Genomic DNA, 22,184 nt, shown 5'->3' on the forward strand with positions numbered 1-22,184 from the left:
GTGAAGGGGAGGACATGAAGATCGGCATCGTCGAGATCGCCGCTCACGCGGGTGTGAGCGAGGCGACGGTCAGTCGGGTGATCAACCGCCGCCAGGGCGTGGCGAAGAAGACCCGGGACGCGGTCGAGCGGGCCATGGCCGAACTCGGCTACGAGCGCTCCGTCCAGGGGCAGATCGTCGCCGTGGTCACCGAGCACGTCTCCAACCCCTTCTTCGCGGACGTCGCCGAGCGCATCGAGTCGGCGCTCGCGCCGCACGGCCTCAAGACGGTCCTGTGCCCCTCCTTCCCCGGCGGCGTGCAGGAGCGGGAGTACATCGCCGCGATCATCGACAAGGGCATCGCCGCGGTGGTCTTCCTCTCCGCCTCCAACACCGTGGACGGCGCGGACACCGACATCTACGAGATGCTGCGCACCCGCCGCATCCCCTACCTCGGGGTCAACGGCGAGTTCGCGGACGGCGTCCCGGTCCCGGTGTTCTCCACCGACGACCGGCTGGCCGCCGAACTGGCCGTCGACCACCTCCACCGGCTGGGCCACCGGGTGATCGGCATGGCCTCCGGCCCGGCGGGCAACCAGCCGGCCGACCGCCGGGTGCAGGGCTTCCTGGAGGCCATGGCCCGGCGCGGCGCCGTCGAGCCGGAGCGCCTGGTGATCCGGCAGTCGTACACGGTGGAGGGCGGGCAGGCCGCGGCCGGCGCGCTGCTCGACCTGGGCGCCACCGCGATCGTGGCCGCCAGCGACTTCATGGCGCTGGGCGTGGTGCGCGGGGCGCGCCGGCTCGGCCGCTCGGTGCCCGAGGACCTCTCGGTGGTCGGCTACGACGGCTCGATGATCACCGAGTTCGTCGACCCGCCGCTGACCACGGTGCGCCAGCCCGCCGACCGCCTCGCGCTGGAGGTGGGGCGCAGCGTGCTGGCCCTGGTCGGCGGCCGGGACACGCCCACCGGCGAGCTGCTGTTCGACCCGGAGCTGGTGATCCGCGCGACCACCGGGCCGGTGCCGACGGCGTGAGCCCGCCCGGCCCGCGGCGGGGGCGGGCGGTGCGGGTCAGGGCGGGTCAGTGCGGGACGAGGTCGGCCCAGACCCGCTGGCCGAGGTCCAGGCGGTCCACGCCCCAGGCGGTGCTGAGCGCGGAGACGATCATCAGCCCCCGGCCCGCCCCGTCGGCGTCGTCCTCCCAGGAGGCGACCACCGGCTCCGGGAGGAAGCCGGGCCCGGCGTCGGTGACCGCCAGGCGCACCCCGCGGGCCGGCAGCAGCTCCAGGGTGGCCCTGGCCGGGAGCTCACCGTGGAGCAGGGCGTTGCCCGCCAACTCGGTGGCGATCAGTTCGAGGTCGGGCGTCAGCGGCTCCAGCCCCCAGCGACGCAGGCTCCCGCACACCCAGTTGCGCAGGTGACCAGTGACGTGCCCGCCCGGCTCCAGCCGGAACCCGGCGCTGTCGACCGCGGCGGGGCGGACGTGGACGCGGTTCATCGGGTCTCCCGGGGGACGGCCGGACGGTTGACGCGTCCCACGGTCGGCGCATCCGGGGGTCGGAAACAATACGGGTCGCCGATGTTGGGCAGTGCGCCATCATCCGTAGTCCGGCTCAGGCGGCCCGTGGCCCGTCGCCGTCCAGGAGGTGGACCAGGATGCCGTCGATGTCCAGGTGGTCGGTCTCCGACCCGGCGGGCACCAGGGCGAAGCACTCGGCGAGGAACGCCGCCACGGTGTCGGTCGGGGCGCTGAGCACCGCGTGCCCGTCCGGTCCCTGCAGGGTGATCAGCACGCTGCCCGGCCCCCCGGGCCGGACCTCGACGTCGCCGAGGCCCGCCGGGGCGTGCCGGCCCTCGTTGAGCAGGTCGCGGCTGAAGTACCAGCACAGCCGCAGCCCTTCGTCGGCGCAGCCGCACTCCGCCACCGGGAACGCCAGGCACGCCGCGTACGGGCGGTCGCTGTCGAAGCGCAGCTCCGCGGCGACGGGGACGTCGGGCTGCGGGCTCTGCGGCAGCGTGACGGACACCGGGTGGACGGCGGAGTTCGACATCGGATCGCCCTTCTGTGACCGCCCCGCCCCGGCCGGGGCGGGTGCCGGTAACGGCGGCGCGTACCCGTCCTCCGGGCCGGCCACGCGGCCCGGCCGCCATCTCCACAAGCTCCGAACGCGGTGCGCACCGCTGTGACGCAACCGTGTGCACCCGAACGGTCGTGCGGTTCAGTGCAGCGCCGGGGCGCGGCGCAGCGAGAGCGCCGCGATGTCGTCGCGGCGGGCCCCGGCGGTGAAGCGGTCGATGTCGGCGCGCAGCGCGGTCACCAGGTCGGCGGCGGGGAGCCCGGCGAGCTCGGGCAGCCGCTCCTCCAGCGGGTAGAAGGCGCCGCTGCGGTCGCGGGCCTCGGAGACCCCGTCGGTGTACAGCAGCAGGGTGGTGCGCTCGGGCAGGTCGAACCACTGCACCACCCGCGGCTCGGAGGAGAGGGCCGCGAGGCCGAGCGGGACGGCGGTGTCCGCGAGGTCCAGCGGGCCGTGGCCGCCCGGGCCGTCGAGCACGTACGGCGGCAGGTGCCCGCAGTTGACGGCCTGCACCTCGGGTTCGCCGTCGATGCTGAGCACCAGCGCCGTGACGAAGCGGGTCGGCTCGCCGCTCTGCTCGGCGAACTCGTTGTGCCGCACCACCGCGTCCTCCAGCGCGTCGACCACCGCCGACAGCGTCGGCTCCCGGTACGCGGCCTCGCGGAACGCGCCCAGCACCGCGAAGCCCGCGCCGATCGCCGCCAGGCCCTTGCCCTGCACGTCGCCGATCAGCACCCGGGTGCCGAACGGCGACTGGACGATCTCGTAGATGTCGCCGCCGACCTGCCGGTCCTCCTCGACCGGCGCGTAGACGCCGTGCATCAGCACCTCCCGGGTGACCACCGGCAGCGGCCGCAGGATCTGCCGCTGCAGCGCCACCAGGGTGGTGCGCAGGCGCTCCAGCTCCCGCTCGCGGTGGGTGCGCCAGCGGCAGGCGGAGACCGCGAGGGCCAGGAAGGCGATCGCCGCGACGGTCTCGGTGACCCCGTCGGTGACCTGCTCGGGCGGCTCGTAGGCGAAGGACACCCCGAGCAGCGCCAGCACCCAGCCGGAGGCGATCAGCGTCTGCCGGACGGAGCCCAGACCGGCGGCCAGCGCGGGCAGCACGATCAGCAGCGGCGAGAGCCGGGCCGTGGTGCTGGAGAGCAGCGAGAGCAGCACGACCAGCAGCGTGGCGACCGCCAGGGCGGACCAGAACAGGCGGGGGCTGAGCCGGGTACGCAGGGTGGTCGGTGTCATGCGGTGCAGTACCTCGCTCTCCGTACCCGGTAACGATTGCCCCGGTATGCGAGTTCCGTCCCCCTTTCACTGTGCCCCGGACGGCCCCCGCCCGCGCATTCGCCCGGACGGGGGCCCGCTGCTACCCGGCTGCCACCGCGGCCGGAGCCGGGGCGTAGCCCGCCGGGCGGGTGGTGAAGCCGCCGCGGCCGCTGGTGCGGCTGCGCAGCCGGGTCGCCCAGCCGAACAGTTCGGCCAGCGGCACGGTCGCCGTGACCACCGCGGTGCCGCCGCGGGCGGTGGACCCGCTGATCCGGCCGCGCCGGGCCGACAGGTCGCCGACCACCGCGCCGACGCTCTCCTCCGGCACGGTCACGGTGACCTCCGCGACCGGTTCGAGCAGCTGCACCGCGCAGCGCCGCAGCGCCTCGCGCAGGGCGAGCCGCCCGGCGGTGCGGAAGGCGAGCTCCGAGGAGTCCTTGACGTGGGTGGCCCCGTCGGTCAGGGTCACCCGCAGCCCGGTCACCGGGTGGCCGCCGAGCGGCCCCTCGGCGAGGGCGTCCCGGCAGCCCGCCTCGACGGCCTGCACGTACTCCTTCGGCACCCGCCCGCCGACCACGGCCGAGCCGAACACGAAGTCCGCCTCGGCGTGGTCGAGCGGCGCCACGTCCAGCACCACCTGGGCGAACTGCCCGGCGCCGCCGTCCTGCTTGGCGTGCCGGTAGGTCAGCCCGGTCACCCCGCGCACCACGGTCTCGCGCAGCGCGACCTGCGGCCGGCCGACGGCGACCTCCAGCCCGGTGGCGCGGCGGACCTTCTCCACCGCCACCTCCAGGTGCAGCTCGCCCATGCCGGACAGCACGGTCTGACCGGTCTCCGGATCGGTCCGGACGGTCAGCGACGGGTCCTCCTCCACCAGCCGGGCCAGCGCGACGGCCAGCCGGTCGGTGTCGACGGTCCGCCGGGCCTCGACGGCCACCGAGACCACCGGGTCGGCCGCCGTCGGCGGTTCCAGCAGCAGCGGGGCGTCCGGCGCGCACAGCGTCGCCCCGGTCGCGGCCGCCTTCGGCCCGACCACGGCGACGATGTCGCCCGCCACCGCCTCCGGCACCTCGGTGTGCCGGTCGGCCCGGACCCGGAAGATCCGCCGGACCCGCTCGGTCCGGCCGGTCCCCGCGTCCAGCACGGTGTCGCCCCGGCGCAGCGTCCCCGCGTACACCCGCAGGAAGCCGAGCCGGCCGCTGTCGCCGACGGTCACCTTGAACACCAGCCCCGCGAACGGCGCCGCCGGATCGGCCGGCCGCTCCACCAGGTCCCCGTCCGCCGCCGCCCCGACTGCCGCCGCCCCGACCGGCAGGCCACGCACCGGCGGCACGTCCGAGGGCGAGGGCAGGTAGGCGGTGACCGCGTCCAGCAGCGGCTCGATGCCCCGGTTGCGGTACGCCGAGCCGGCCAGCACCACCACGCCCTGCCCGCCGTGCGTCAGGTCGCGCAGGGCGGCCGTCAGCGTGGCGGGGGAGAGCGCGGCGGTGGTGCAGTACTCCTCCAGCGCGGCGGGGTGCAGCTCGGCGACCGCCTCCTCCAACAGCCGGCGACGGCGGTCCGCCTCGGCGCGCAGCTCCTCCGGCACCGGGCCCACGGCGACCCCGTCCGTGCCGTCGGGCCAGCTCAGGGCCGTCATCTGGACCAGGTCGACCAGACCCGTGAAGGCGTCCTCGGTGCCGATCGGCAGCTGCACCACCAGCGGGACGACGCCCAGCCGCTCGCGGATCGAGGCGACCGCGAGGTCCAGGTCCGCACCGGCCCGGTCGAGCTTGTTGACGAAGGCGATCCGCGGCACGCCGTGCCGGTCCGCCTGCCGCCACACCGTCTCGCTCTGCGGCTCGACACCCGCGACCGCGTCGAACACCGCGACCGCGCCGTCCAGCACCCGCAGCGAACGCTCCACCTCGTCGGTGAAGTCGACGTGCCCGGGCGTGTCGACGACGTTCAGCCGGTGGCCGTCCCAGACGCAGCTGGCGGCCGCCGCGAAGATGGTGATGCCCCGGTCGCGCTCCTGCGGGTCGAAGTCCGTGACGGTGGTGCCGTCGTGGACCTCGCCCCGGCGGTGCGTCAGGCCGGTCAGGAAGAGGATCCGCTCGGTGACGGTGGTCTTGCCGGCGTCCACGTGGGCGAGGATGCCGAGGTTGCGGGTGAGGTCGATGCGCATGGCCCGATGGCCTTTCGAGGTGGAACCTGAACGGGGCGGCGCAATTGGCCCTGACGGAACGTCGGAGCGAGGTGTCGCGTCAGGACGTCCGGTGGCGGCCGCGCAGCCGGCACCGGGCGGACGGGGACACCAGGATCACCTCGAACCGCGACGCGGGAACGACGAGGACGCAGCGCTCACGCATGCCCCTCGCCCCCCTCCGGACCCGTCACGGCGCGCGCGGCCCGAACCGGCAGCGCGCTCTGGGAGCCGAGTCTAGGAACAACCCGCCTGCCCGGCCACGCAATTAGTTGATGGTCGCCGGGGTCGGGCCGGTCGGGCGGACGGTGAGGCCGAAGGCGGCGGCGGGCGCGGGCGCGTGGAACGCCACGGTGTGCGCGGGGAGCAGCAGTTCGAGCAGGGCCAGCATCTCCCGCTGGGCGAAGCGGATGCCCAGGCAGGCGCGGGCGCCGATGCCGAACGGCAGGTACGCGCCCTGCTGCGCGGGCCGCCCGCCGGGCTCGGTGAACCGGCGCGGGTCGAAGCGCCCGGGCTCCGCCCAGAGCCCGGGATCGCGGTGGGTGAGGTACGGGCAGCTGAGGACGTCGCTGCCGGCCTCGATGCGGTGGCCGAGCAGCACGTCGTCGACGACCGCCCGCCGCGGCAGCATCCACGCCGACGGGTACAGCCGCAGCGCCTCGGACGCCAGCGCGTCGATCGCCGCGCGGCGCTCCGCCGAGCCGTCCGGCCCGGCGGCGAGCGCCCACCCGCGGGCCTCGGGGGCGCCGTCGAGCAGCAGGTACAGCCAGGTCAGGGTGGACGCCGTGGTCTCGTGCCCGGCCATCAGCAGGGTCACCAGCTCGTCCCGGATCAGCGCGTCGGTGTACTCCGGCCGCTCCTCGCCCGCCTCGACCAGCAGGTGCAGCAGCCCCGGCCCGTCCGGACCGGCCTCACCCGTCCGGGCGGCCGCGATCGCCTGGTGCGCGACCTCGTCGATCCGCGCCAGGTCCGCCGCGACGGCCGGCGGCGGCTCCACCGCGTCGGCGGGCAGGCTCGGCAGCGCCTCGACGACCGCCGCCACCCCGCCGAGTGCCTGCGCCGTCGCCGCGTCCACCGGATGGCCGGTCAGCGCCCGCCAGACGGTGTCCAGCGCGAAGAGCCGCATCTCCTCGCCGATGTCCACCGGCTCGCCGGTCCGCGCGTGGCCCGCCCAGCGCTCGGCCGTCGCCCGGGCCGCCGCCTCCAGCCGGTGCTGGTAGCGGCGCATCCCCGGCCCGGTGAACTGCGCCTGCAGCAGCCGCCGCTGGTTGCGCCACGCCTCGCCGGACGCCGACAGCACACCGTCGCCGACCAGCATCCGCGCCCGGTGCGAGCGCTTCGCGTACGTCTCCGGGTTCAGCGCCAGCACGTGCTGCACCGCCGCCGGATCCGTCACCACCACCGTCGGCGGCCCCTCGCCCAGCCGGAACCCCGCGACCCCGCCCAGCTCCCGCTGCGCCCGCGCCATCAACTCCACCAGCGGCCGCCGCCCGGCCCGCCACTCGGCGACCGCGGCGGCGTCCAACTCGGGTACCTCACGGACGACTGCGGTGGCCATCGGGCTGCTCCTCGGCGACGTACGACGTGCGACGGGCCTGACCTGACGGAGTGTACGCAGGCGATGACGCCCAGGGAGCGCGGTTCCCCGGCTCGCCACCGCCGACCTGCGCCGAGCGGCCCGCCCGGCCCAGACTGGTGGCGGACCACCCACCGCCGTACCCGGCCGGAGGCGCCGATGCTGCTCGGACTGACCGCGGCCCTCGCCGCGACCGCGTGCTTCGGCTTCGGCTCGGTCTTCCAGGCGCGCGGCGCCCGCGCCGCGCCCCACGTCGACCGGGTCCGGGCCGGACTGCTGGCCGCGCTGGTGCGCAGCTGGCCGTTCGTCCTCGGCACCGTCATGGACATCGCGGGCTTCGCGCTGAGCATCGTCGCCCTGCGCACGCTCCCGCTGTTCACCGTGCAGGCGGTCACCAACGCCAGCCTCGCGGTCACCGCGCTGGCCGCCGTCCGGATGCTCGGCACCCACCTGCACCGCAGCGACACGGCGGGCATCACCGCCGTCGTCGCCGGCCTGCTGCTGCTCACCGTCGGCTCCGGCACCGAGGGCCGGGAGGACGCCCCGCCGGCGTTCCACCTGGCGCTGCTCGGCACCACCGTGCTGATGCTGGCCGGCACCGCCCTGCTCGCCCGCCGGGCCGGCAACGCGGCCGCCGCCGGGATCGGCCTGCTCGCGGGCGTCGGCTTCGGCATCACCAGCCTCGCCGTCCGGGTGCTCGACGCGAGCAGCCTCACCGCGGTGCTCGCCGACCCGGCCACGTACGCGCTGGCGCTCGGCGGCGTCGGCGGCTACGTCGCGTACGCGCTCGCCCTGCAACGCGGCACCGTCACCGCCGCGACCGCGGCCGGAACCCTGTCGGAGACCTTCGGCCCGGCGGTGATCGGGGTGCTGGCGCTCGGCGACACCGCCAGACCCGGCTACGCGTGGTGCGCGGTGCTCGGCTTCCTCCTCGCGGTCGGCGGCACCTTCCTGCTCGCCCGCTTCGCCGAACCCGAACCCGGCACCGACCCCGCCGCGGACCACCCCGCCGAACGCACCCCCGCGCCCCGCTGAGGCCTGTCGGACAGGCCTTGGACCGTCCACCGGAACCAACCGCCCCGGTTGCTCGTCGTCCGTGTCGAAACGACGTCACCTGGGGGGAACCGGATGCTGCTCGACATCCTGCTCGGAGTGCTGACCCTGCTGCCGGTGCCCGGCGGCGGCGAGCGGCGGCGGGCCCGGAAGCTGACCGCGGCGGTCGAGGCGGGGCAGGTGGTGAGCTTCGAGGGCAGCGCGATCGGCGACCGCCCGTACTGCCGGCCGACGCTCGGCTTCCTGAGCGTCTCCCGGAGCACGCTCGCGGTCGCGCCGACCGAGGAGCCGGGCCTGAACCGGCGGCCGGTCCCGCTGGTGCACCTGGAGCTGGTCCGGGTGCGCGAGCGGGCGAAGACCGACCCCGCCGCGGTCCGCCGCTACTGGCAGGTGGCAGAGTGCCGCGACCGCGGGGAGCCGGTGCTGTTCGCGTGCTCCCCCGCGTACATGCCGCTGCTGACCGCCACCCTGCGCGAGCCGGTCGCCACGGGCTGACACCCCGGTCGCCCGGCGGGCGGTGCGGTGGGATCGTGGGGAGCCGAACGTACCCCCGACCGGGCAGGTGCACATGGGCTCGGACGACACCCGACAGGGCGAAACCCCGGTGGCGCTGATCACCGGAGCCTCCTCCGGCATCGGCGCCGCCACCGCCGACCGCCTGGCCGGAGCAGGCTGGCGCTTACTCCTCTCCGGCACCGACCCCGACCGGCTGGCCGAGGTCGCCGACCGCACCGGCGGCAAGGCACTGCCGCAGGACCTCGCCACCCCGGACGGCCCACGCCTGCTGGCCGACGCGGCGCTCGCCGCCACCGGCCGGGTGGACGCGCTGGTCGCCAGCGCCGGGCTCGGCTGGCGCGGCCCGTTCGTCCAGACGCCGCCGGACGCCGTGGACCGGATGCTGGAGGTCAACCTGGGCGCCCCGCTGCGCCTGGCCCGGGAGCTGCTGCCCGGCATGCTGGCCCGCCGGCACGGCCGGATCGTGCTGCTCGGCTCGATGGCCGGCCAGGTGGGCGTCCGCGACGAGACCGCGTACGCCGCCACCAAGGCGGGGCTGGCGATGTTCGCGGAGAGCCTCTGGTACGAGCTGCGCGGCACCGGCGTCGATGTCCGGATCGTGCTGCCCGGCCCGGTCGACACCCCGTTCTTCGCCCGGCGCGGCACCCCCTACCAGCGGGAGCGGCCCCGCCCGGTGTCCGCCGGGAAGGTCGCCGACTCGGTGGTCGCCACCATCACCACCCACCGGGACCGGGTGTTCGTCCCGGCGTGGCTCGCCGGGCCGGCCCGCATCCACGGCCTCGCGCCGGGCACGTTCCGGCGGCTGGCGGCCCGGTTCGGCTGATGCGCGCCACCGGAGCGACCGGCGCGGCCGCGGCGGCGGCCGCGGGCGTCGAGCTGCTGCACCTGGCACCGGCCGCCGTCCGGCTGCCGCCCGTCCGCCACCACCTGGCCCGGCGCACCGCCGGGTACGGCGAACGCCCCGGGCACGTCGCGCTGACCTTCGACGACGGGCCCGACCCGGCCGGCACCCCGCCCGTCCTGGACGCCCTCGACCGGATCGGCGCCCGCGCCACCTTCTTCCTGCTCGGCGACGCCCTGGAACGCCACCCCGACCTGGGCCGCGAGCTGGTCCTGCGCGGCCACGAGGTCGCCGTGCACGGCTGGTACCACCGCGTCCCGTGGTACCCGGCGCCCCGCCGCGACCTGTCCGAGCTGCGCCGCACCCGGGACGCCGTCACCGCGTACTGCTGCGACGAGCCGCAGTGGTACCGGCCGCCGTACGGGGTGCTCACCGCGGGCCTCGCGGCGGCGTCCCGCCGGCTCGGGCTGCGCACCGTGCTGTGGACGGCCTGGGGCCGCGACTGGACCGACGACGCCACCCCCGCCTCGGTGCTCGCCACCGCCGCCCCCCGCCTGCGCCCCGGCGCCACGCTGCTCCTGCACGACTCCGACTGCACCTCCGCCCCGGGCTCCTGGCGGACCACCCTGGCGGCCCTCCCCCTGATCGCCGACCACTGCGCCGACCGGGGCCTGGCCCTCGGCCCGCTCCGCGACCACGCCGTCCCGGCGGCCTGACGCCCGTCCCGGGGTGCCGGGTCAGGCGGTCGGCAGGCCCAGGTCGGCGAGGGCCTTGGTGAAGCCGGTGCGCCACGGGGCGGGGGTGGCGCCGGGGGACGGGGCGGGGGTGGGGCGGTCGAGGGCGGCGAGGGCGCTGCGGACGACGTCGGAGGGGTGGGCGGAGGTGACGTCGGCGTGGCCGAGCTCCAGTTCGTGCTGGAGGTTGTCGCGGCCGTGCCCCTGGACGACGTCCAGCAGCAGCAGGCGCCGCCCGATCGCGCGGGCCTCGCTGCAGGTGTCGCCGGAGCTGGTGACGACCAGGTCGGCGGCGGCCATCAGCGCGGGCATCCGGTCGGTCCAGCCGTACGGGTGCAGCCGGGGCCGGGAGCGGGCGGCGGCGCGCAGCCGGCCCTCGAGCTCGGTGTTGCTGCCGGCGACGGCGAGGACGTGCGGGCCGGCGTCGGAGAGCTGGGCGGCGGCGCGGGCGAGCGGCCCGAGCCCCCAGGAGCCGGACATCAGCAGCACGCACCGGGCGTCGTCGGGCACCCCGGTCTCGGCGCGGGCCTCGGCCCGGGTGGGCGGCCGGTAGAAGGGATCGCGCAGCGGCGCGGGCAGGACGGCGACCGGTGCGTGCGGCCGGTAGCGGCGGACGGCGCAGGCGGCGACCTCCGAGGTGACCAGGAAGAGGTCGGTGCCGTCCTGCACCCAGAGCCGGTGCGGGGTGACGTCGGTGCACAGCACCATGTGCCGGACGCCGGCGGGCCAGGTGGCGAGCAGCTGGTTGACGGCGGAGGTGGCGGTGGCGAACACCGAGACGACGAGCTGGGGCCGCTGCCGGGCGAGGAGCCCGCGCAGCGCCGGGACCAGGCGCCGCCGGGCGGCGGCGTCGGCGGCGAGGGCGATCCGGGCACCGGGCCGCAGCGCCGAGAAGTGGAAGGCGTCGTACACGCCGGGCAGGGCGAGCAGCCGGCGGAAGACCGCCTCGCCGGCCGCGCCGGAGTGGTCGCCGAGCAGGGCCATGGCGTCCACCGTGTCGGTGGTCCAGCCGTGTTCCTCCAGGGTGTCGGCGCAGGCCCGGGCCATCACGTCGTGGCCCTGGCCGAGGGAGCCGGAGACCAGCAGGGCGTGCGGCGGGCGGTCGCCGCTCAGCGCGGCCCGCCGGTGGTGGAGCGGTACCAGTCGGCGTACTGCTGGACGCCGTCGGAGAAGCTGGTCCGCGGCGACCAGCCGAGCAGACGCTTGGCGGCGGCGTTGGAGATCCGGCGGCCGGCGTAGTCGGCGGTGCGGGCCTCGCCCTCCTCGACGGTGATCGGGCCGAGCAGCCGGTCGACGGTGTCGGCGATCTCCCGGATGGAGATCGCGGTCGCGCCCTCCAGGGCGAAGGTCTGGTCCTGCGCGGCGGGGGAGAGCGCCCGGACGTGGGCGTCGGCGAGGTCCTCGACGTAGACGAAGTTGCGGGTCTGCAGGCCGCCGCCGGCGATGGTGATCGGCCGGCCGGCCAGCGCGGCCTGCACGAAGCGGGCGACCACCAGCTCGTCGCGCATCCGCGGCCCGTACGGGATGCCGTAGCGCAGGATGGTGAAGTGCTGGCCGTACAGCTCGCGGTAGCTGTGCATGAGCATCTCGGCGGCGAGCTTGGTGGCCACGTAGAGGTGGCCGCTGCGGTCGAGGTCGATGGGGGTGTGTTCGTCGAGTTCCTGCTCCTCGCCGTCGAGGGTGGGCTCGGCGAGGGCGGCGCCGTACACCCAGACGGTGGAGGCGAGGACGGTGTGGCCGAGCCCGGCGCGGCGGGCGGCCTCCAGGACGGTCTCGGTGCCGTCGATGTTGCAGCGGACGGCGCCGACCGGGTCGGCGGTGACCTTCTCGACGTCGGCCATGGCGGCCAGGTGGAAGGCGACCTCGCAGCCCTCGAAGGCGCCGGTGAGGCCGGGCAGGTCGAGGATGTCGAGGCTGACGTGCTCGGCGGACGGGTTGAGGTAGCGGTCGGCGGTGTCGACGACCAGCACCTCGTGACCGGCGGCCAGCAGCCGGTCGACGACGTGCGATCCGATGAACCCGCAGCCTCCGGTGACGGCGACGCGCACGGCGGTGTTCCTTTCTGTCAGCCGGCGAGGCGGCGGTGGACGGCGGTGACGGCGCCGATGACCTGGTCGGTCTCGTCCTCGGTCATGTCGGAGAGCACCGGCAGGCAGACCTGCCGGGCGCAGACGTCCTCGGCGACCGGCAGCCGCAGGTCGCGGTGGGCGGCGAGGACGGGCTGGTGGTGCAGCGGCAGGTCGTACACCTCGCCGGAGAGGCGGACGCCGTGCTCCTCGGCGCAGAGCCGCTTGAACTCGGCCCGGTCGACGCCGGACGGCAGCAGCGCCACGTACTTGTAGTAGTTGGACCGGCTGCCGGGCGGCTCCAGGACCGGGGTGAGCCCGTCGAGCGCGGTGAGCGCGGCGTCGTAGCGGCCGGCGACCCGGCGGCGGGTCTCGACGAACTCCTTGAGCCGGCGCAGGTGGACGGTGCCGACGGCGGCGTTCGCCTCGCTGAGCCGCCAGGAGGCGCCCTCGCGGACGTGGTGGTTGGTGCCGAAGGAGCCCTTGCCCTGGTCGCGGTGGATGCGGGCCTCGTCGCGCAGCTCCGGCGACTCGGTGAGGATCATGCCGCCCTCGCCGCTGGTCACCACCTTGGTCGGGTAGAACGAGAAGGCCCCGGCGACGCCGAAGGTCCCGGCCGGGCGGCCCTGGAAGCTGCTGCCGTGGGCGTGCGCCGCGTCCTCGACCAGCGGGATGCCGCGGGCCTCGCACAGTGCGGCGAGGGCGTCCACCCCGGGGGAGATCAGCCCGCCGATGTGGACCAGGACCACCGCCGCGGTGTCGGGGGTGAGCACGGCCCCCACGGTCTCGGCGCTGAGTGCAAGGGTGTCCGGGTCGACGTCCGCGAGCACCGGGCGTCCGCCCGCGTGCAGCACGGCGCCGGCGGTGGCGTAGAAGGTGACCGCCGGGACGACCACGTCGCGCCCCCGGACGTCCAGGGTGCGCAGGACGATTTCCAGCGCTGCGGTGCCGCTGGCCACCGCGACGGCGTGCGAGGCGCCGTGCTCGGTGGCGAAGGACTGCTCGAAGCGCTGGGTCCACGGTCCGAGGGTCAGCGCGCCGGTGCCGAGCATCTCGGTCACCGCCTCGGCCACGGCGGCGCGGTCGGCGTCGTCGAACACGATGCGGGCTGCGGGCACCGCCACGGTCCACCTCCAGGAGTCACTGCGGAAACAGCTCTGCGGGATCGGGACGAACCCGGACACACCACGCTACGTCGGGCGGGCCCGGATATGGGGAGGCGTGGTCGGCCGGGCGGGTGAGAGCGTGCTCCCGGGGCGTGATGAGATATCTTGATGTCAAGACGTTCTAGACGTGGAAGCGGAGTACCGGTGACAGACTCGACCATCATCTACACCCACACCGACGAGGCCCCGGCCCTGGCGACGTATTCGTTCCTGCCGGTCGTGCAGGCCTACGCCGCGACTGCGGGCGTCAGTGTGGAGACCCGCGACATCTCGCTGGCCGGGCGCATCATCGCGAGCTTCCCGGAGCGTCTGGAGGAGGGCCAGCGGATCGCCGACGCCCTCGCCGAGCTCGGCGAGCTGGCCAAGACCCCGGCCGCCAACATCATCAAGCTGCCGAACGTCTCGGCCTCCATCCCGCAGCTCAAGGCCGCCATCGCCGAGCTGCAGTCCCAGGGCTACGCCCTGCCGGACTACCCGGACGAGCCGAAGACCGACGAGGAGCGCGACACCCGCGCCCGCTACGACAAGGTCAAGGGCAGCGCCGTCAACCCGGTCCTGCGCGAGGGCAACTCCGACCGCCGCGCGCCGCTGTCGGTCAAGAACTACGCCAAGACCCACCCGCACCGGATGGGCGCCTGGTCGGCCGACTCCAAGACCAACGTCGCCACCATGGGCGTCAACGACTTCCGCTCCACCGAGAAGTCCGCCGTCATCGCCGAGGCCGGCGCGCTGCGCATCGAGCACGTCGCCGCCGACGGCACCGTCACCGTGCTGCGCGAGACCGTCCCGGTCCAGGCCGGCGAGGTCGTCGACGCCTCCGTGATGCGCGTCGCCGCGCTGCGCGAGTTCCTCGCCGCCCAGGTCGCCAAGGCCAAGGCCGAGGGCGTGCTGTTCTCGGTGCACCTCAAGGCCACCATGATGAAGGTCTCCGACCCCATCGTCTTCGGCCACGTCGTGCGCGCCTTCTTCCCGCAGACCTTCGCCCAGTACGGCGAGGTGCTGGCCGCCGCCGGCCTGAACCCGAACAACGGCCTCGGCTCGATCCTGGCCGGCCTGGACGCGCTCCCGCAGGGCGCCGAGATCAAGGCCTCCTTCGACGCCGAGATCGCCGCCGGCCCGGCGCTCGCCATGGTCGACTCCGACAAGGGCATCACCAACCTGCACGTGCCGAGCGACGTCATCGTCGACGCCTCGATGCCGGCCATGATCCGCACCTCCGGCCACATGTGGGGCCCGGACGGCCAGGAGGCCGACACCCTCGCCGTCCTCCCGGACAGCAGCTACGCGGGCGTCTACCAGACCGTCATCGACGACTGCCGCGCCCACGGCGCGTTCGACCCGGCCACCATGGGCTCGGTGCCGAACGTCGGCCTGATGGCCCAGGCCGCCGAGGAGTACGGCTCCCACGACAAGACCTTCGAGATCGCCTCCGCCGGCACCGTCCGCCTGGTGGACGCCAACGGCGAGACCGTGCTGGAGCAGGTCGTCCAGGCCGGCGACATCTTCCGCTCCTGCCAGACCAAGGACGCGCCGATCCAGGACTGGGTCAAGCTCGCCGTCTCCCGCGCCCGCGCCACCGGCTCCCCGGCCGTCTTCTGGCTGGACGCCGAGCGCGCCCACGACGCCGTGCTCATCGGCAAGGTCAACGAGTACCTGCCGCAGCACGACACCGAGGGCCTGCAGATCGAGATCCTCTCCCCGGTGGAGGCCACCGCCTTCTCGCTGGAGCGCATCCGCCGCGGCGAGGACACCATCTCGGTCACCGGCAACGTGCTCCGCGACTACCTGACCGACCTGTTCCCGATCCTGGAGCTCGGCACCAGCGCCAAGATGCTCTCGGTCGTCCCGCTGATGAACGGCGGCGGCCTGTTCGAGACCGGCGCCGGCGGCTCCGCCCCGAAGCACGTCCAGCAGCTGGTCAAGGAGAACTACCTGCGCTGGGACAGCCTCGGCGAGTTCTTCGCCCTGGCCGCCAGCTTCGAGCACCTCGCCCAGGTCGCCGGCAACCCGCGCGCCAAGGTCCTGGCCGACACCCTCGACCGCGCCACCGGCACCTTCCTCAACGAGGACAAGTCGCCGAGCCGCCGCCTCGGTGGCATCGACAACCGCGGCAGCCACTTCTACCTGGCCACCTACTGGGCCCAGGAGCTGGCCAAGCAGACCGACGACGCCCAGCTCGCCGAGGCCTTCGCCCCGCTCGCGAAGACCCTGACCGAGCAGGAGGAGACCATCGTCGCCGAGCTGATCGCCGTCCAGGGCTCCCCGGTCGAGCTCGGCGGCTACTACCAGCCCGACCCGGCCAAGGCCGCGGCCGTGATGCGCCCGTCCGCCACCCTCAACGAGGCCCTGGCCTCCCTCGCCTGACACCCGGGCGACCGACGCGAAGGCCCCGCAGCCCCGGCTGCGGGGCCTTCCGCGTGCCGCGCCACCGGCTCAGCCGCGGTCCGGCCGGTCCGGGGCGCAGGCGGCCTCGGCGGCGGCGAGCCAGCCGAGGTACCAGGCGGCGAAGTCCAGCGGGGTGCCGTCGGTGTCCCGGAGCGGGTGCAGGTCGTGGCCGTCGGAGCGCGGGTCGCGCCACATGCGGCCGCGCTCCGGGCCCGAGACGACCAGCCAGGCCGTCAGCCCGCAGCCCTCGTCGCCCAGGCAGAGCGCCCCGGCGGTGCCCTGCGGGTCGTACTGGACCTGGGCGCGCTCCTCCTCCCACAGCTCCAGCGCCGCGTCGAGGTCGGCCAGGTCCTCGTACTCCTCGCGCAGCGGCCGCGCCGCCAGGGTCCGCGCGGTGGCCAGTGGGTCCGCGCCGCCCGGGAACAGCCCGGTGAGCGTGCCCGGCGCGACCTCCTCGGGGACGTCGCCGACCCAGTGCCAGCCGCCCGCGCCGTCGCGCCGCAGGGGGAAGAGGCCGTAGTCCGGGCCGGCCCCGCCGGTGCCGACCAGGAGCAGGAACGACCGGTAGTCCTCGGGCAGTTCGACGCCGAGCCACTCCTCGGCCTCGGCCAGCTCGGCGGCGGTCAGCGGCGCGTCGAGCGCGAAGCCGTGCCCGGCCGCCCCGAAGACCCGGTCGCCGCCGGGGGATCCGGCCAGGGCGAGGACCCGTTCGCGGATGCCGGTCCAGTCGGTCATGACGCCGGGCCGGTCGCTGCGGCGGGGTCGGCGGGGAGGCGGTCGAGGGTGATGCCGAAGTGGTCGCGGTAGGCGGCGAGGGCCTCGGGTTCGGTGAGGCGGCGGACCTCGCGGGCGCCGTCCGGGGCGGTGCGGATCAGGCGCAGGCCGCTCAGGGTGGTCCGGCCGCCGTCCGGGGCGAGCAGGGAACAGGTGGTGGAGCGGGTGAAGTGCGACGCCGGGGAGGTCGCCTGCCACCAGCAGGTGGGGGCGAAGTCGGTGAGCTCGTACGGGCGCGGGTCGAGGCGGTACTGGGGCTCGTCGCCGAGGGCGACGTCCAGGTCGGTGCCGTGCTCGGTGACGGTGAACCCACCGGCCGGGTCGTGCTGGACGCCGCGTTCGTCGAGGCGCAGCGGGCGGGTGCTGAAGCGGCCGAAGCCGACGTCGACCAGCCACGGCTCGTCGAGCTCGACGCGCAGGGCGAGGTGGTCGAAGGGCGGGCCGAGGCGGCCGTCGCCGAACACCCGGGCGCCGAGCAGGGACACCCGGTAGCCGAGTGCGCGCAGCAACTCGGCGAAGGCGCCGTTGAGTTCGTAGCAGAAGCCGCCGCGGCGGCGGTCCAGCAGCTTGCCGAGCAGCGCGTCCCGGTCGAGGTCGATCGGCTCGCCGAGGTGGATGGCGAGGTTCTCGAACGGGACGCTGGTCAGGTGGGCGTGCTGGAGCCGGGCGAGGGCGTCCGCGTCGGCCCGCGCGGGGCGGGCCGCGCCGATCCGCCGCAGGTAGGCGTCGACCCGGTCGGGGCTGAGTGGGCTGTCCACCCCGCCCACCCTAACGGCGGTCACTGCTGGCGGGAGAGGCGGACGTCCTCGAACCCGTCCTGCTGGGCGATCAGGTGGCCGTCCTCGGTGAGGGTGAAGACGATCTTCAGGGCCACGTCGCCGGCGCAGCTCGCGCTGACCGAGGTGGTGGTCTCCAGGACGGTGACCGTGTTGCCGCTGACCGAGGCGAGCTCGTCCACGGAGGCGCAGGGGACGCCGGTGGACTCCCAGGTGGTGGAGGCGCGGCCGACGTTGGCGCCGGGGTTGCCGGGGGTGAACTGGATCCGGTACTTGCCCTGGTTGCCCTTGTCGGTCTGGTGGACGTCGCCCTGCCAGACCCCCAGGAAGGCGGCCGGCACCAGGCTGGTGGGGGACGGCGAGGGGGAGGGCGACGGGGACGGCGAGGGCGAGGGCGAGGCGGAGGCCGAGGTGGGCGGCGGGGCGGCGGCGGTGCGGCCGCCGTCGCCGGGGCCGGAGGTGGTCCGGTCGCGGTTGAGCCACAGGACGCCGCCGACGGTCGCCGCGGCCGCGACGGCGGTGGCGAGGACCAGCGGGAGGGCGCGCCGCCGCGGCCTGCTGTGCGGCTCGGTCCCGGTGCCGAGCACCACCGCGTGCTCGCCGGAGGCCCGTTCGCCGGTCGCGGTGCCGCCGTCGAGGACGGTCGGTGGGTGGCCGGCGTGCGCCGGGACGGCGTCGGCGGGTTCGGTGTCCAGGGCGAGGAGCTCGACGGCGAGGCGGCCGACCGACTCGGAGACGGCCGACGGCAGCCAGCCGCGCTGCCCGAGCCGGACGGTGCCGGGGCCGGCGGTGGTCAGGCGGCGGCGCAGCTCGGCCGGGACGGGCCGGTCGTCCGGGTCCTTGGCGAGGCAGTCGAGGATGACCGCGCGCACCTCCCCGTCGAGCCCGGAGAGGTCCGGGGCCTCGTGCAGGACCCGGTAGAGCAGGACGGCGGCGCTGACGCCCTCGCCGAACGGGGCGATGCCGGTGGCGGCGTACGCGAGGGCGGCGCCGAGCGAGAAGACGTCGCCGGGCGGCCCGGCGGGGCGGCCGTTGGCCTGCTCGGGGGACATGTAGCCGGGCGAGCCGACCACGTACCCGGAGCGGGTCAGGGCGGTCGCCGCGTCGAGCGCGCGGGCGATGCCGAAGTCGATCAGGCGCGGCCCGTCCAGGGCGAGCAGGATGTTGGACGGCTTGATGTCCCGGTGGACCAGGCCGGTGCCGTGGACGTGCTCCAGGGTCTCGGCGAGGCCGGCGCCGAGCGCCCGGACCACGGCGGGCGGCAGCGGGCCGAAGTCGCGGACCGCCTCGCCCAGCGGGGGCCCGGCGACGTACCCGGTCGCCACCCAGGGGTGCTCGCCCTCGGTGTCGGCGTCCAGCACCGGCGCCGTCCACTGCCCGCCGACCCGGCGGGCGGCATCGACCTCCTGCCGGAACCGGCTGCGGAACTCCCGGTCGGCCGCGTACTCGCCGCGGACCAGCTTCACCGCGACGGTGCGCCCGCCCGGACTGCGGCCCAGGTACACCTCGCCCATGCCGCCCGCGCCCAGCCGCCGCAGCAGCCGGTACTCGCCGACCCGGCGAGGATCGCCCGGTTCGAGCGCCTCCATGCCCCACCCCCCACTTCGACCTGTCTCCCCGCACCGAGACGGTACCGGTAGCGGGGGACAGCGGGGCGGCCTGGTCAGATGACTAAGCGCTTGCTTATGATGCTCGGGCTCAGGGCAGCCACCCTCGTCGACGTCAGGAGACCCCCATGCCGGGCACCAACCGCCAGATCCGCCTCGCCGCCCGCCCGGTCGGGGAGGTCACGTCCGAGGACTGGAACCTCGCCGAGGAGCCCGTGCGCGCGCCCGGTGAGGGCGAGTTCGCCGGGCGGACGCGGTACGTCTCGCTCGACCCGGCGATGCGCGGCTGGCTGGACGACCGGCCCTCCTACCTGCCGCCGGTCGGTCTCGGCGAGGTGATGCGGGCCGGCTCGGTGATCGAGGTGACCGAGTCGCGGCACCCCAAGTACCAGCCCGGCGACTTCGTGGTCGGCACCTTCGGCGTCCAGGAGCACGTGGTCTCCGACGGCAAGGGCACGCTCAAGGTCGACCCGGCCCTCGCCCCGCTCTCCACCTACCTCGGCGCGCTCGGCATGCCCGGCATGACCGCGTACTTCGGCCTGCTGGACGTCGGCGCGCTCCAGGAGGGCGAGACCGTCGTGGTCTCCGGCGCCGCCGGCGCGGTCGGCACCATCGTCGGGCAGATCGCCAAGGTGAAGGGCTGCCGGGTGGTCGGGATCGCCGGCGGCGCCGACAAGTGCGCGATGCTCACCGAGGAGCTGGGCTTCGACGCGGCGATCGACTACCGCTCCGAGGACGTCCGCAGGGCGCTGCGCGAGCACGCCCCCGACGGGATCGACGTCTACTTCGACAACGTCGGCGGCGACATCCTCGACGCCGCGCTCACCCGGCTCGCGATGCGGGCCCGGGTGGTGGTCTGCGGCGCGATCAGCCAGTACAACAGCGAGTCCGGGGTGCAGGGCCCGTCCAACTACCTGAGCCTGCTGGTGCGCCGGGCCCGGATGGAGGGCTTCGTGGTCTTCGACTACGCCAAGCGCTACGGCGAGGCCGCGCTGGAGCTGGCCGGCTGGATCGCCGAAGGCCGGATCAAGGTCAAGGAGCACGTCGTCCGCGGCGGGGTCGAGGAGTTCCCCGCGACCCTGCAGATGCTCTTCCGCGGCGAGAACACCGGCAAGCTGGTGCTCGAACTCCCGTAGCCGGTCTCCTACTGCGGGCGGGAGGCGCCCCGCAGCAGGGCGGTGAGTTCGGTGACGACGTCGTCGAGGGTGGCGGTGACGCGGCCCGCCGTCCAGTCGTGGAGCAGGCCGTTGACGGCGCCGATGAAGGCGGTGGCGGCGATCCGGTAGTCACGGGTCGCCGCCTCGCCGCGTTCGGCGGCGGCTTCGGCCTCGGCGACGATCAGGTCCACCCAGCGGGCCCGGCGGTCCAGCCGCTGGGTCTCCAACGCCTCGCTCACGCCGACGATTTCGACGAACGCGATGCGCAGCCGCCGCGGGTCCTCGGTGGCCGCCGTGACGTACGCGCGCAGGACCGCGGCGATCCGCTGCTCGAACGGCAGCCCGGCGGCGGCCGGCAGGGCGCTCAGGACGGCCTGCTCGGCGAGGTCGTTGACCCGCAGGTGGAGATGGGCCAGCGCGTCCTCCAGGTTGCGGAACTCCTCGTAGAACTGCCGGGTCGACAGGCCGGCCGCCTCGCACAGGCCCGCCACCGACGCCGCCCGGTAGCCGGGCCGGCTGCCGAACTGGTCGAGCGCCGCCGCGAGGAAGCGCTCGCGCCGCTCCGCCCGGCGCGCCTCGGCCGTCCGCCCGCCGTACTGCCTGTCCGGTCGTGCCACGTGCTGTCCCCGCCCTTCGAGTGCCGTCGGTGAATTGTGGCGGACCGGGGTCTTGTCAGCGGCCGGGGCCGGTCCCTACCGTCGAGTAGCGCCAAATCTGACTACCGTTCGTTTCAGAATTCGTGCTCGCTGCCGAGGAGTTGGCGATGGCCCTTTCCCGCTCTCTGCGCCTCCGGGCGGTGTGCGGCCTGGCCGCCGCCCTGACGCTCGCCCCGCTCACCGTCGCTCCGACGGCCGCCGCCGCACCCGCGGACCTCCGCGAGGTGATGTTCGTCGGCAACAACTGGGACGGCACCGCCGACGTGATCCGCTCCGGCGGCGACCTCGCCCGGATCGGCCGGATCAACGTCGTCCCCGACCGCGACCAGCGGCTCACCGAGATCTACCTCAACCCGGTCAAGCTCGCGTACTTCCTCGGCGTCCGGCTCGGCCCCGGCGAGGGCCACGACCAGTTCGTCGACGACATGTACTCCACGCCCGACGGCACCGCCGTGGTCGTCTCCCGCCCCAGCTTCGCCGACGTGGTCTCCGTCGACATCGCCACCGGGCGGATCAACTGGCGCTTCCCGGTGGCCGGTTACCGCGCCGACCACATGGCGCTCTCGCCCGACGGCACACGCGTCGCCGTCTCCGCCTCCACCGCCAACACCGTGCACGTCCTCGACGTGCGCACCGGCCGACAGCTCGGCTCCTTCGCCACCGGCGACAAGCCGCACGAGAACCTCTTCACCGACGGCGGCCACCGGCTGTGGAACATGTCCATCGGCGAGGTCACCACCGCGCTCGACGCCCCCTGGCTCGACTGGACCAAGGGCGACCGGCACATCACCGTCGTCGACGCCGACACCTACGCGCCGATCCGCACCATCGACATGCGCCAGCGCCTCGACGCCTTCGGCCGCGCCGACCTCTCCGACGCCGTCCGGCCCGCCGCGTTCAGTCCCGACGGGCGGCAACTCTACTTCCAGGTCTCCTTCTTCAACGGCCTGGTCGAGTACGACGTCGCCGCCGACCGGATCACCCGGGTCAAGACCCTGCCCAAGAACCCCGCCACCAGCGAGGACCGCACCACCTGGGTCAACGACTCCCGCCACCACGGCCTCTCCGTGAGCCCCGACGGCAGCAAGCTGTGCGTCGCCGGCACGATGGACGACTACGCGACCGTCGTCGACCGCGCCACCCTCACCGAGGGCCCGCTCGTCCCCGCCCAGAAGCCCTACTGGGCCACCGTCAGCGGCGACGGGAAGTCCTGCGTCATCTCCGAGAGCGGCGCCGACCGGGTCACCGCGATCGACTTCGCCACCGGGCAGCCGACCGCCAGTGTCGCCGTCGGCGACCACCCGCAACGCGTCCGGCTCGGCCACGTCCCGGCGGACTGGACCGGCCCCGCCGGACCGTGATCCGCGAGGTTGAGTAGC

General features: G+C 75.1%; 20 protein-coding genes. 8 read left to right on the forward strand and 12 right to left on the reverse strand.

The features are described from left to right. Positions 1–14 precede the first annotated feature (14 nt). Positions 15–1,013 carry a LacI family DNA-binding transcriptional regulator gene (locus ACGFX4_RS03890; protein ID WP_393069986.1) on the forward strand — a complete coding sequence of 333 codons (999 nt, stop codon included), beginning with the start codon at positions 15–17 and terminating at the stop codon, positions 1,011–1,013. A gap of 46 nt (positions 1,014–1,059) precedes the next feature. Here the strand turns inward: ACGFX4_RS03890 and ACGFX4_RS03895 are convergent, their stop codons facing one another. The 5 genes from ACGFX4_RS03895 to ACGFX4_RS03915 form a co-directional block, all read right to left on the reverse strand. Then, a complete protein-coding gene (locus ACGFX4_RS03895; RefSeq protein ID WP_393069987.1) occupies positions 1,060–1,476 on the reverse strand; it encodes an ATP-binding protein in 417 nt (138 codons plus the stop codon). A gap of 115 nt (positions 1,477–1,591) precedes the next feature. Beyond that, a complete protein-coding gene (locus ACGFX4_RS03900) occupies positions 1,592–2,029 on the reverse strand; it encodes an SsgA family sporulation/cell division regulator (protein ID WP_393069988.1) in 438 nt (145 codons plus the stop codon). 168 nt (positions 2,030–2,197) lie between these two features. After that, positions 2,198–3,292 (reverse strand): PP2C family protein-serine/threonine phosphatase, encoded by a 1,095-nt coding sequence (locus ACGFX4_RS03905; protein ID WP_393069990.1) that lies wholly within the window; start codon positions 3,290–3,292, stop codon positions 2,198–2,200. Positions 3,293–3,413: 121 nt separating this feature from the next. Continuing rightward, the gene (fusA, locus tag ACGFX4_RS03910; protein ID WP_393069992.1) at positions 3,414–5,480 is read right to left on the reverse strand and encodes an elongation factor G; all 2,067 of its coding nucleotides are present in this window, start codon (positions 5,478–5,480) and stop codon (positions 3,414–3,416) included. Between the two features lie 286 nt (positions 5,481–5,766). Beyond that, a complete protein-coding gene (locus ACGFX4_RS03915; protein WP_393069994.1) occupies positions 5,767–7,056 on the reverse strand; it encodes a cytochrome P450 in 1,290 nt (429 codons plus the stop codon). Positions 7,057–7,233: 177 nt separating this feature from the next. Here ACGFX4_RS03915 and ACGFX4_RS03920 point away from each other — a divergent pair, with 177 nt between their 5' ends. From ACGFX4_RS03920 to ACGFX4_RS03935, 4 genes are all read left to right on the forward strand, one after another. Continuing rightward, positions 7,234–8,109 (forward strand): hypothetical protein, encoded by an 876-nt coding sequence (locus tag ACGFX4_RS03920; protein ID WP_393069995.1) that lies wholly within the window; start codon positions 7,234–7,236, stop codon positions 8,107–8,109. Positions 8,110–8,202: 93 nt separating this feature from the next. After that, positions 8,203–8,622 carry a hypothetical protein gene (locus ACGFX4_RS03925; RefSeq protein WP_393069997.1) on the forward strand — a complete coding sequence of 140 codons (420 nt, stop codon included), beginning with the start codon at positions 8,203–8,205 and terminating at the stop codon, positions 8,620–8,622. A 73-nt stretch (positions 8,623–8,695) separates the two neighbouring features. Next, positions 8,696–9,466, forward strand: coding sequence for an SDR family NAD(P)-dependent oxidoreductase (locus ACGFX4_RS03930; RefSeq protein WP_393069998.1), 771 nt, complete (start codon positions 8,696–8,698; stop codon positions 9,464–9,466). Further along, positions 9,466–10,200 carry a polysaccharide deacetylase family protein gene (locus tag ACGFX4_RS03935; protein WP_393069999.1) on the forward strand — a complete coding sequence of 245 codons (735 nt, stop codon included), beginning with the start codon at positions 9,466–9,468 and terminating at the stop codon, positions 10,198–10,200. Before ACGFX4_RS03930 ends, ACGFX4_RS03935 begins: the two co-directional genes overlap by 1 nt. 21 nt (positions 10,201–10,221) lie before the next feature. On the opposite strand, the gene ACGFX4_RS03940 is transcribed toward ACGFX4_RS03935, so the two are convergent. Genes ACGFX4_RS03940 through ACGFX4_RS03950 form a run of 3 tightly spaced genes read right to left on the reverse strand, consistent with a single transcriptional unit; the run spans position 10,222 to position 13,408 of the window. Next, positions 10,222–11,268, reverse strand: a complete 1,047-nt coding sequence (locus ACGFX4_RS03940; protein ID WP_393070000.1) for a hypothetical protein — start codon at positions 11,266–11,268, stop codon at positions 10,222–10,224. Between the two features lie 59 nt (positions 11,269–11,327). After that, positions 11,328–12,266: an NAD-dependent epimerase/dehydratase family protein gene (locus ACGFX4_RS03945; RefSeq protein ID WP_393070001.1), complete on the reverse strand. Its 939-nt coding sequence runs from the start codon at positions 12,264–12,266 to the stop codon at positions 11,328–11,330. A gap of 17 nt (positions 12,267–12,283) precedes the next feature. Next, positions 12,284–13,408, reverse strand: coding sequence for a DegT/DnrJ/EryC1/StrS family aminotransferase (locus ACGFX4_RS03950; RefSeq protein ID WP_393070002.1), 1,125 nt, complete (start codon positions 13,406–13,408; stop codon positions 12,284–12,286). 186 nt (positions 13,409–13,594) lie between these two features. On the opposite strand from ACGFX4_RS03950, the gene ACGFX4_RS03955 reads away from it, so the two are divergent. Continuing rightward, positions 13,595–15,814: an NADP-dependent isocitrate dehydrogenase gene (locus ACGFX4_RS03955; protein WP_393070003.1), complete on the forward strand. Its 2,220-nt coding sequence runs from the start codon at positions 13,595–13,597 to the stop codon at positions 15,812–15,814. A 69-nt stretch (positions 15,815–15,883) separates the two neighbouring features. Here the strand turns inward: ACGFX4_RS03955 and ACGFX4_RS03960 are convergent, their stop codons facing one another. From ACGFX4_RS03960 to ACGFX4_RS03970, 3 genes are read right to left on the reverse strand one after another with little or no spacing between them, the layout of a single operon-like run. Continuing rightward, positions 15,884–16,570: an SMI1/KNR4 family protein gene (locus ACGFX4_RS03960; RefSeq protein ID WP_393070005.1), complete on the reverse strand. Its 687-nt coding sequence runs from the start codon at positions 16,568–16,570 to the stop codon at positions 15,884–15,886. Next, a complete protein-coding gene (locus ACGFX4_RS03965; RefSeq protein ID WP_393070275.1) occupies positions 16,567–17,376 on the reverse strand; it encodes an arylamine N-acetyltransferase in 810 nt (269 codons plus the stop codon). Before ACGFX4_RS03965 ends, ACGFX4_RS03960 begins: the two co-directional genes overlap by 4 nt. Positions 17,377–17,387: 11 nt before the next feature. Continuing rightward, positions 17,388–18,974 (reverse strand): serine/threonine-protein kinase, encoded by a 1,587-nt coding sequence (locus ACGFX4_RS03970; RefSeq protein ID WP_393070007.1) that lies wholly within the window; start codon positions 18,972–18,974, stop codon positions 17,388–17,390. A gap of 146 nt (positions 18,975–19,120) precedes the next feature. On the opposite strand from ACGFX4_RS03970, the gene ACGFX4_RS03975 reads away from it, so the two are divergent. Then, the gene (locus tag ACGFX4_RS03975) at positions 19,121–20,128 is read left to right on the forward strand and encodes an NADP-dependent oxidoreductase (RefSeq protein ID WP_393070009.1); all 1,008 of its coding nucleotides are present in this window, start codon (positions 19,121–19,123) and stop codon (positions 20,126–20,128) included. Between the two features lie 8 nt (positions 20,129–20,136). Here ACGFX4_RS03975 and ACGFX4_RS03980 read toward each other — a convergent pair whose 3' ends face one another. Further along, positions 20,137–20,766, reverse strand: coding sequence for a TetR/AcrR family transcriptional regulator (locus ACGFX4_RS03980; RefSeq protein ID WP_393070011.1), 630 nt, complete (start codon positions 20,764–20,766; stop codon positions 20,137–20,139). A 146-nt stretch (positions 20,767–20,912) separates the two neighbouring features. Here ACGFX4_RS03980 and ACGFX4_RS03985 point away from each other — a divergent pair, with 146 nt between their 5' ends. Next, positions 20,913–22,166: a YncE family protein gene (locus ACGFX4_RS03985; protein WP_393070012.1), complete on the forward strand. Its 1,254-nt coding sequence runs from the start codon at positions 20,913–20,915 to the stop codon at positions 22,164–22,166. Positions 22,167–22,184: the final 18 nt, after the last annotated feature.

This window comes from Kitasatospora sp. NPDC048365 (genome assembly GCF_043200835.1).
Classification (GTDB): domain Bacteria; phylum Actinomycetota; class Actinomycetes; order Streptomycetales; family Streptomycetaceae; genus Kitasatospora; species Kitasatospora terrestris.

Bases quoted from the DNA above. Each gene is read 5' to 3' on its own strand.
- ACGFX4_RS03890 (WP_393069986.1), top strand. From the start codon at position 15: ATGAAGATCGGCATCGTCGAGATCGCCGCTCACGCGGGTGTGAGCGAG.
- ACGFX4_RS03895 (WP_393069987.1), bottom strand. From the start codon at position 1,476: ATGAACCGCGTCCACGTCCGCCCCGCCGCGGTCGACAGCGCCGGGTTC.
- ACGFX4_RS03900 (WP_393069988.1), bottom strand. From the start codon at position 2,029: ATGTCGAACTCCGCCGTCCACCCGGTGTCCGTCACGCTGCCGCAGAGC.
- ACGFX4_RS03905 (WP_393069990.1), bottom strand. From the start codon at position 3,292: ATGACACCGACCACCCTGCGTACCCGGCTCAGCCCCCGCCTGTTCTGG.
- fusA (WP_393069992.1), bottom strand. From the start codon at position 5,480: ATGCGCATCGACCTCACCCGCAACCTCGGCATCCTCGCCCACGTGGAC.
- ACGFX4_RS03915 (WP_393069994.1), bottom strand. From the start codon at position 7,056: ATGGCCACCGCAGTCGTCCGTGAGGTACCCGAGTTGGACGCCGCCGCG.
- ACGFX4_RS03920 (WP_393069995.1), top strand. From the start codon at position 7,234: ATGCTGCTCGGACTGACCGCGGCCCTCGCCGCGACCGCGTGCTTCGGC.
- ACGFX4_RS03925 (WP_393069997.1), top strand. From the start codon at position 8,203: ATGCTGCTCGACATCCTGCTCGGAGTGCTGACCCTGCTGCCGGTGCCC.
- ACGFX4_RS03930 (WP_393069998.1), top strand. From the start codon at position 8,696: ATGGGCTCGGACGACACCCGACAGGGCGAAACCCCGGTGGCGCTGATC.
- ACGFX4_RS03935 (WP_393069999.1), top strand. From the start codon at position 9,466: ATGCGCGCCACCGGAGCGACCGGCGCGGCCGCGGCGGCGGCCGCGGGC.
- ACGFX4_RS03960 (WP_393070005.1), bottom strand. From the start codon at position 16,570: ATGACCGACTGGACCGGCATCCGCGAACGGGTCCTCGCCCTGGCCGGA.
- ACGFX4_RS03970 (WP_393070007.1), bottom strand. From the start codon at position 18,974: ATGGAGGCGCTCGAACCGGGCGATCCTCGCCGGGTCGGCGAGTACCGG.
- ACGFX4_RS03975 (WP_393070009.1), top strand. From the start codon at position 19,121: ATGCCGGGCACCAACCGCCAGATCCGCCTCGCCGCCCGCCCGGTCGGG.
- ACGFX4_RS03985 (WP_393070012.1), top strand. From the start codon at position 20,913: ATGGCCCTTTCCCGCTCTCTGCGCCTCCGGGCGGTGTGCGGCCTGGCC.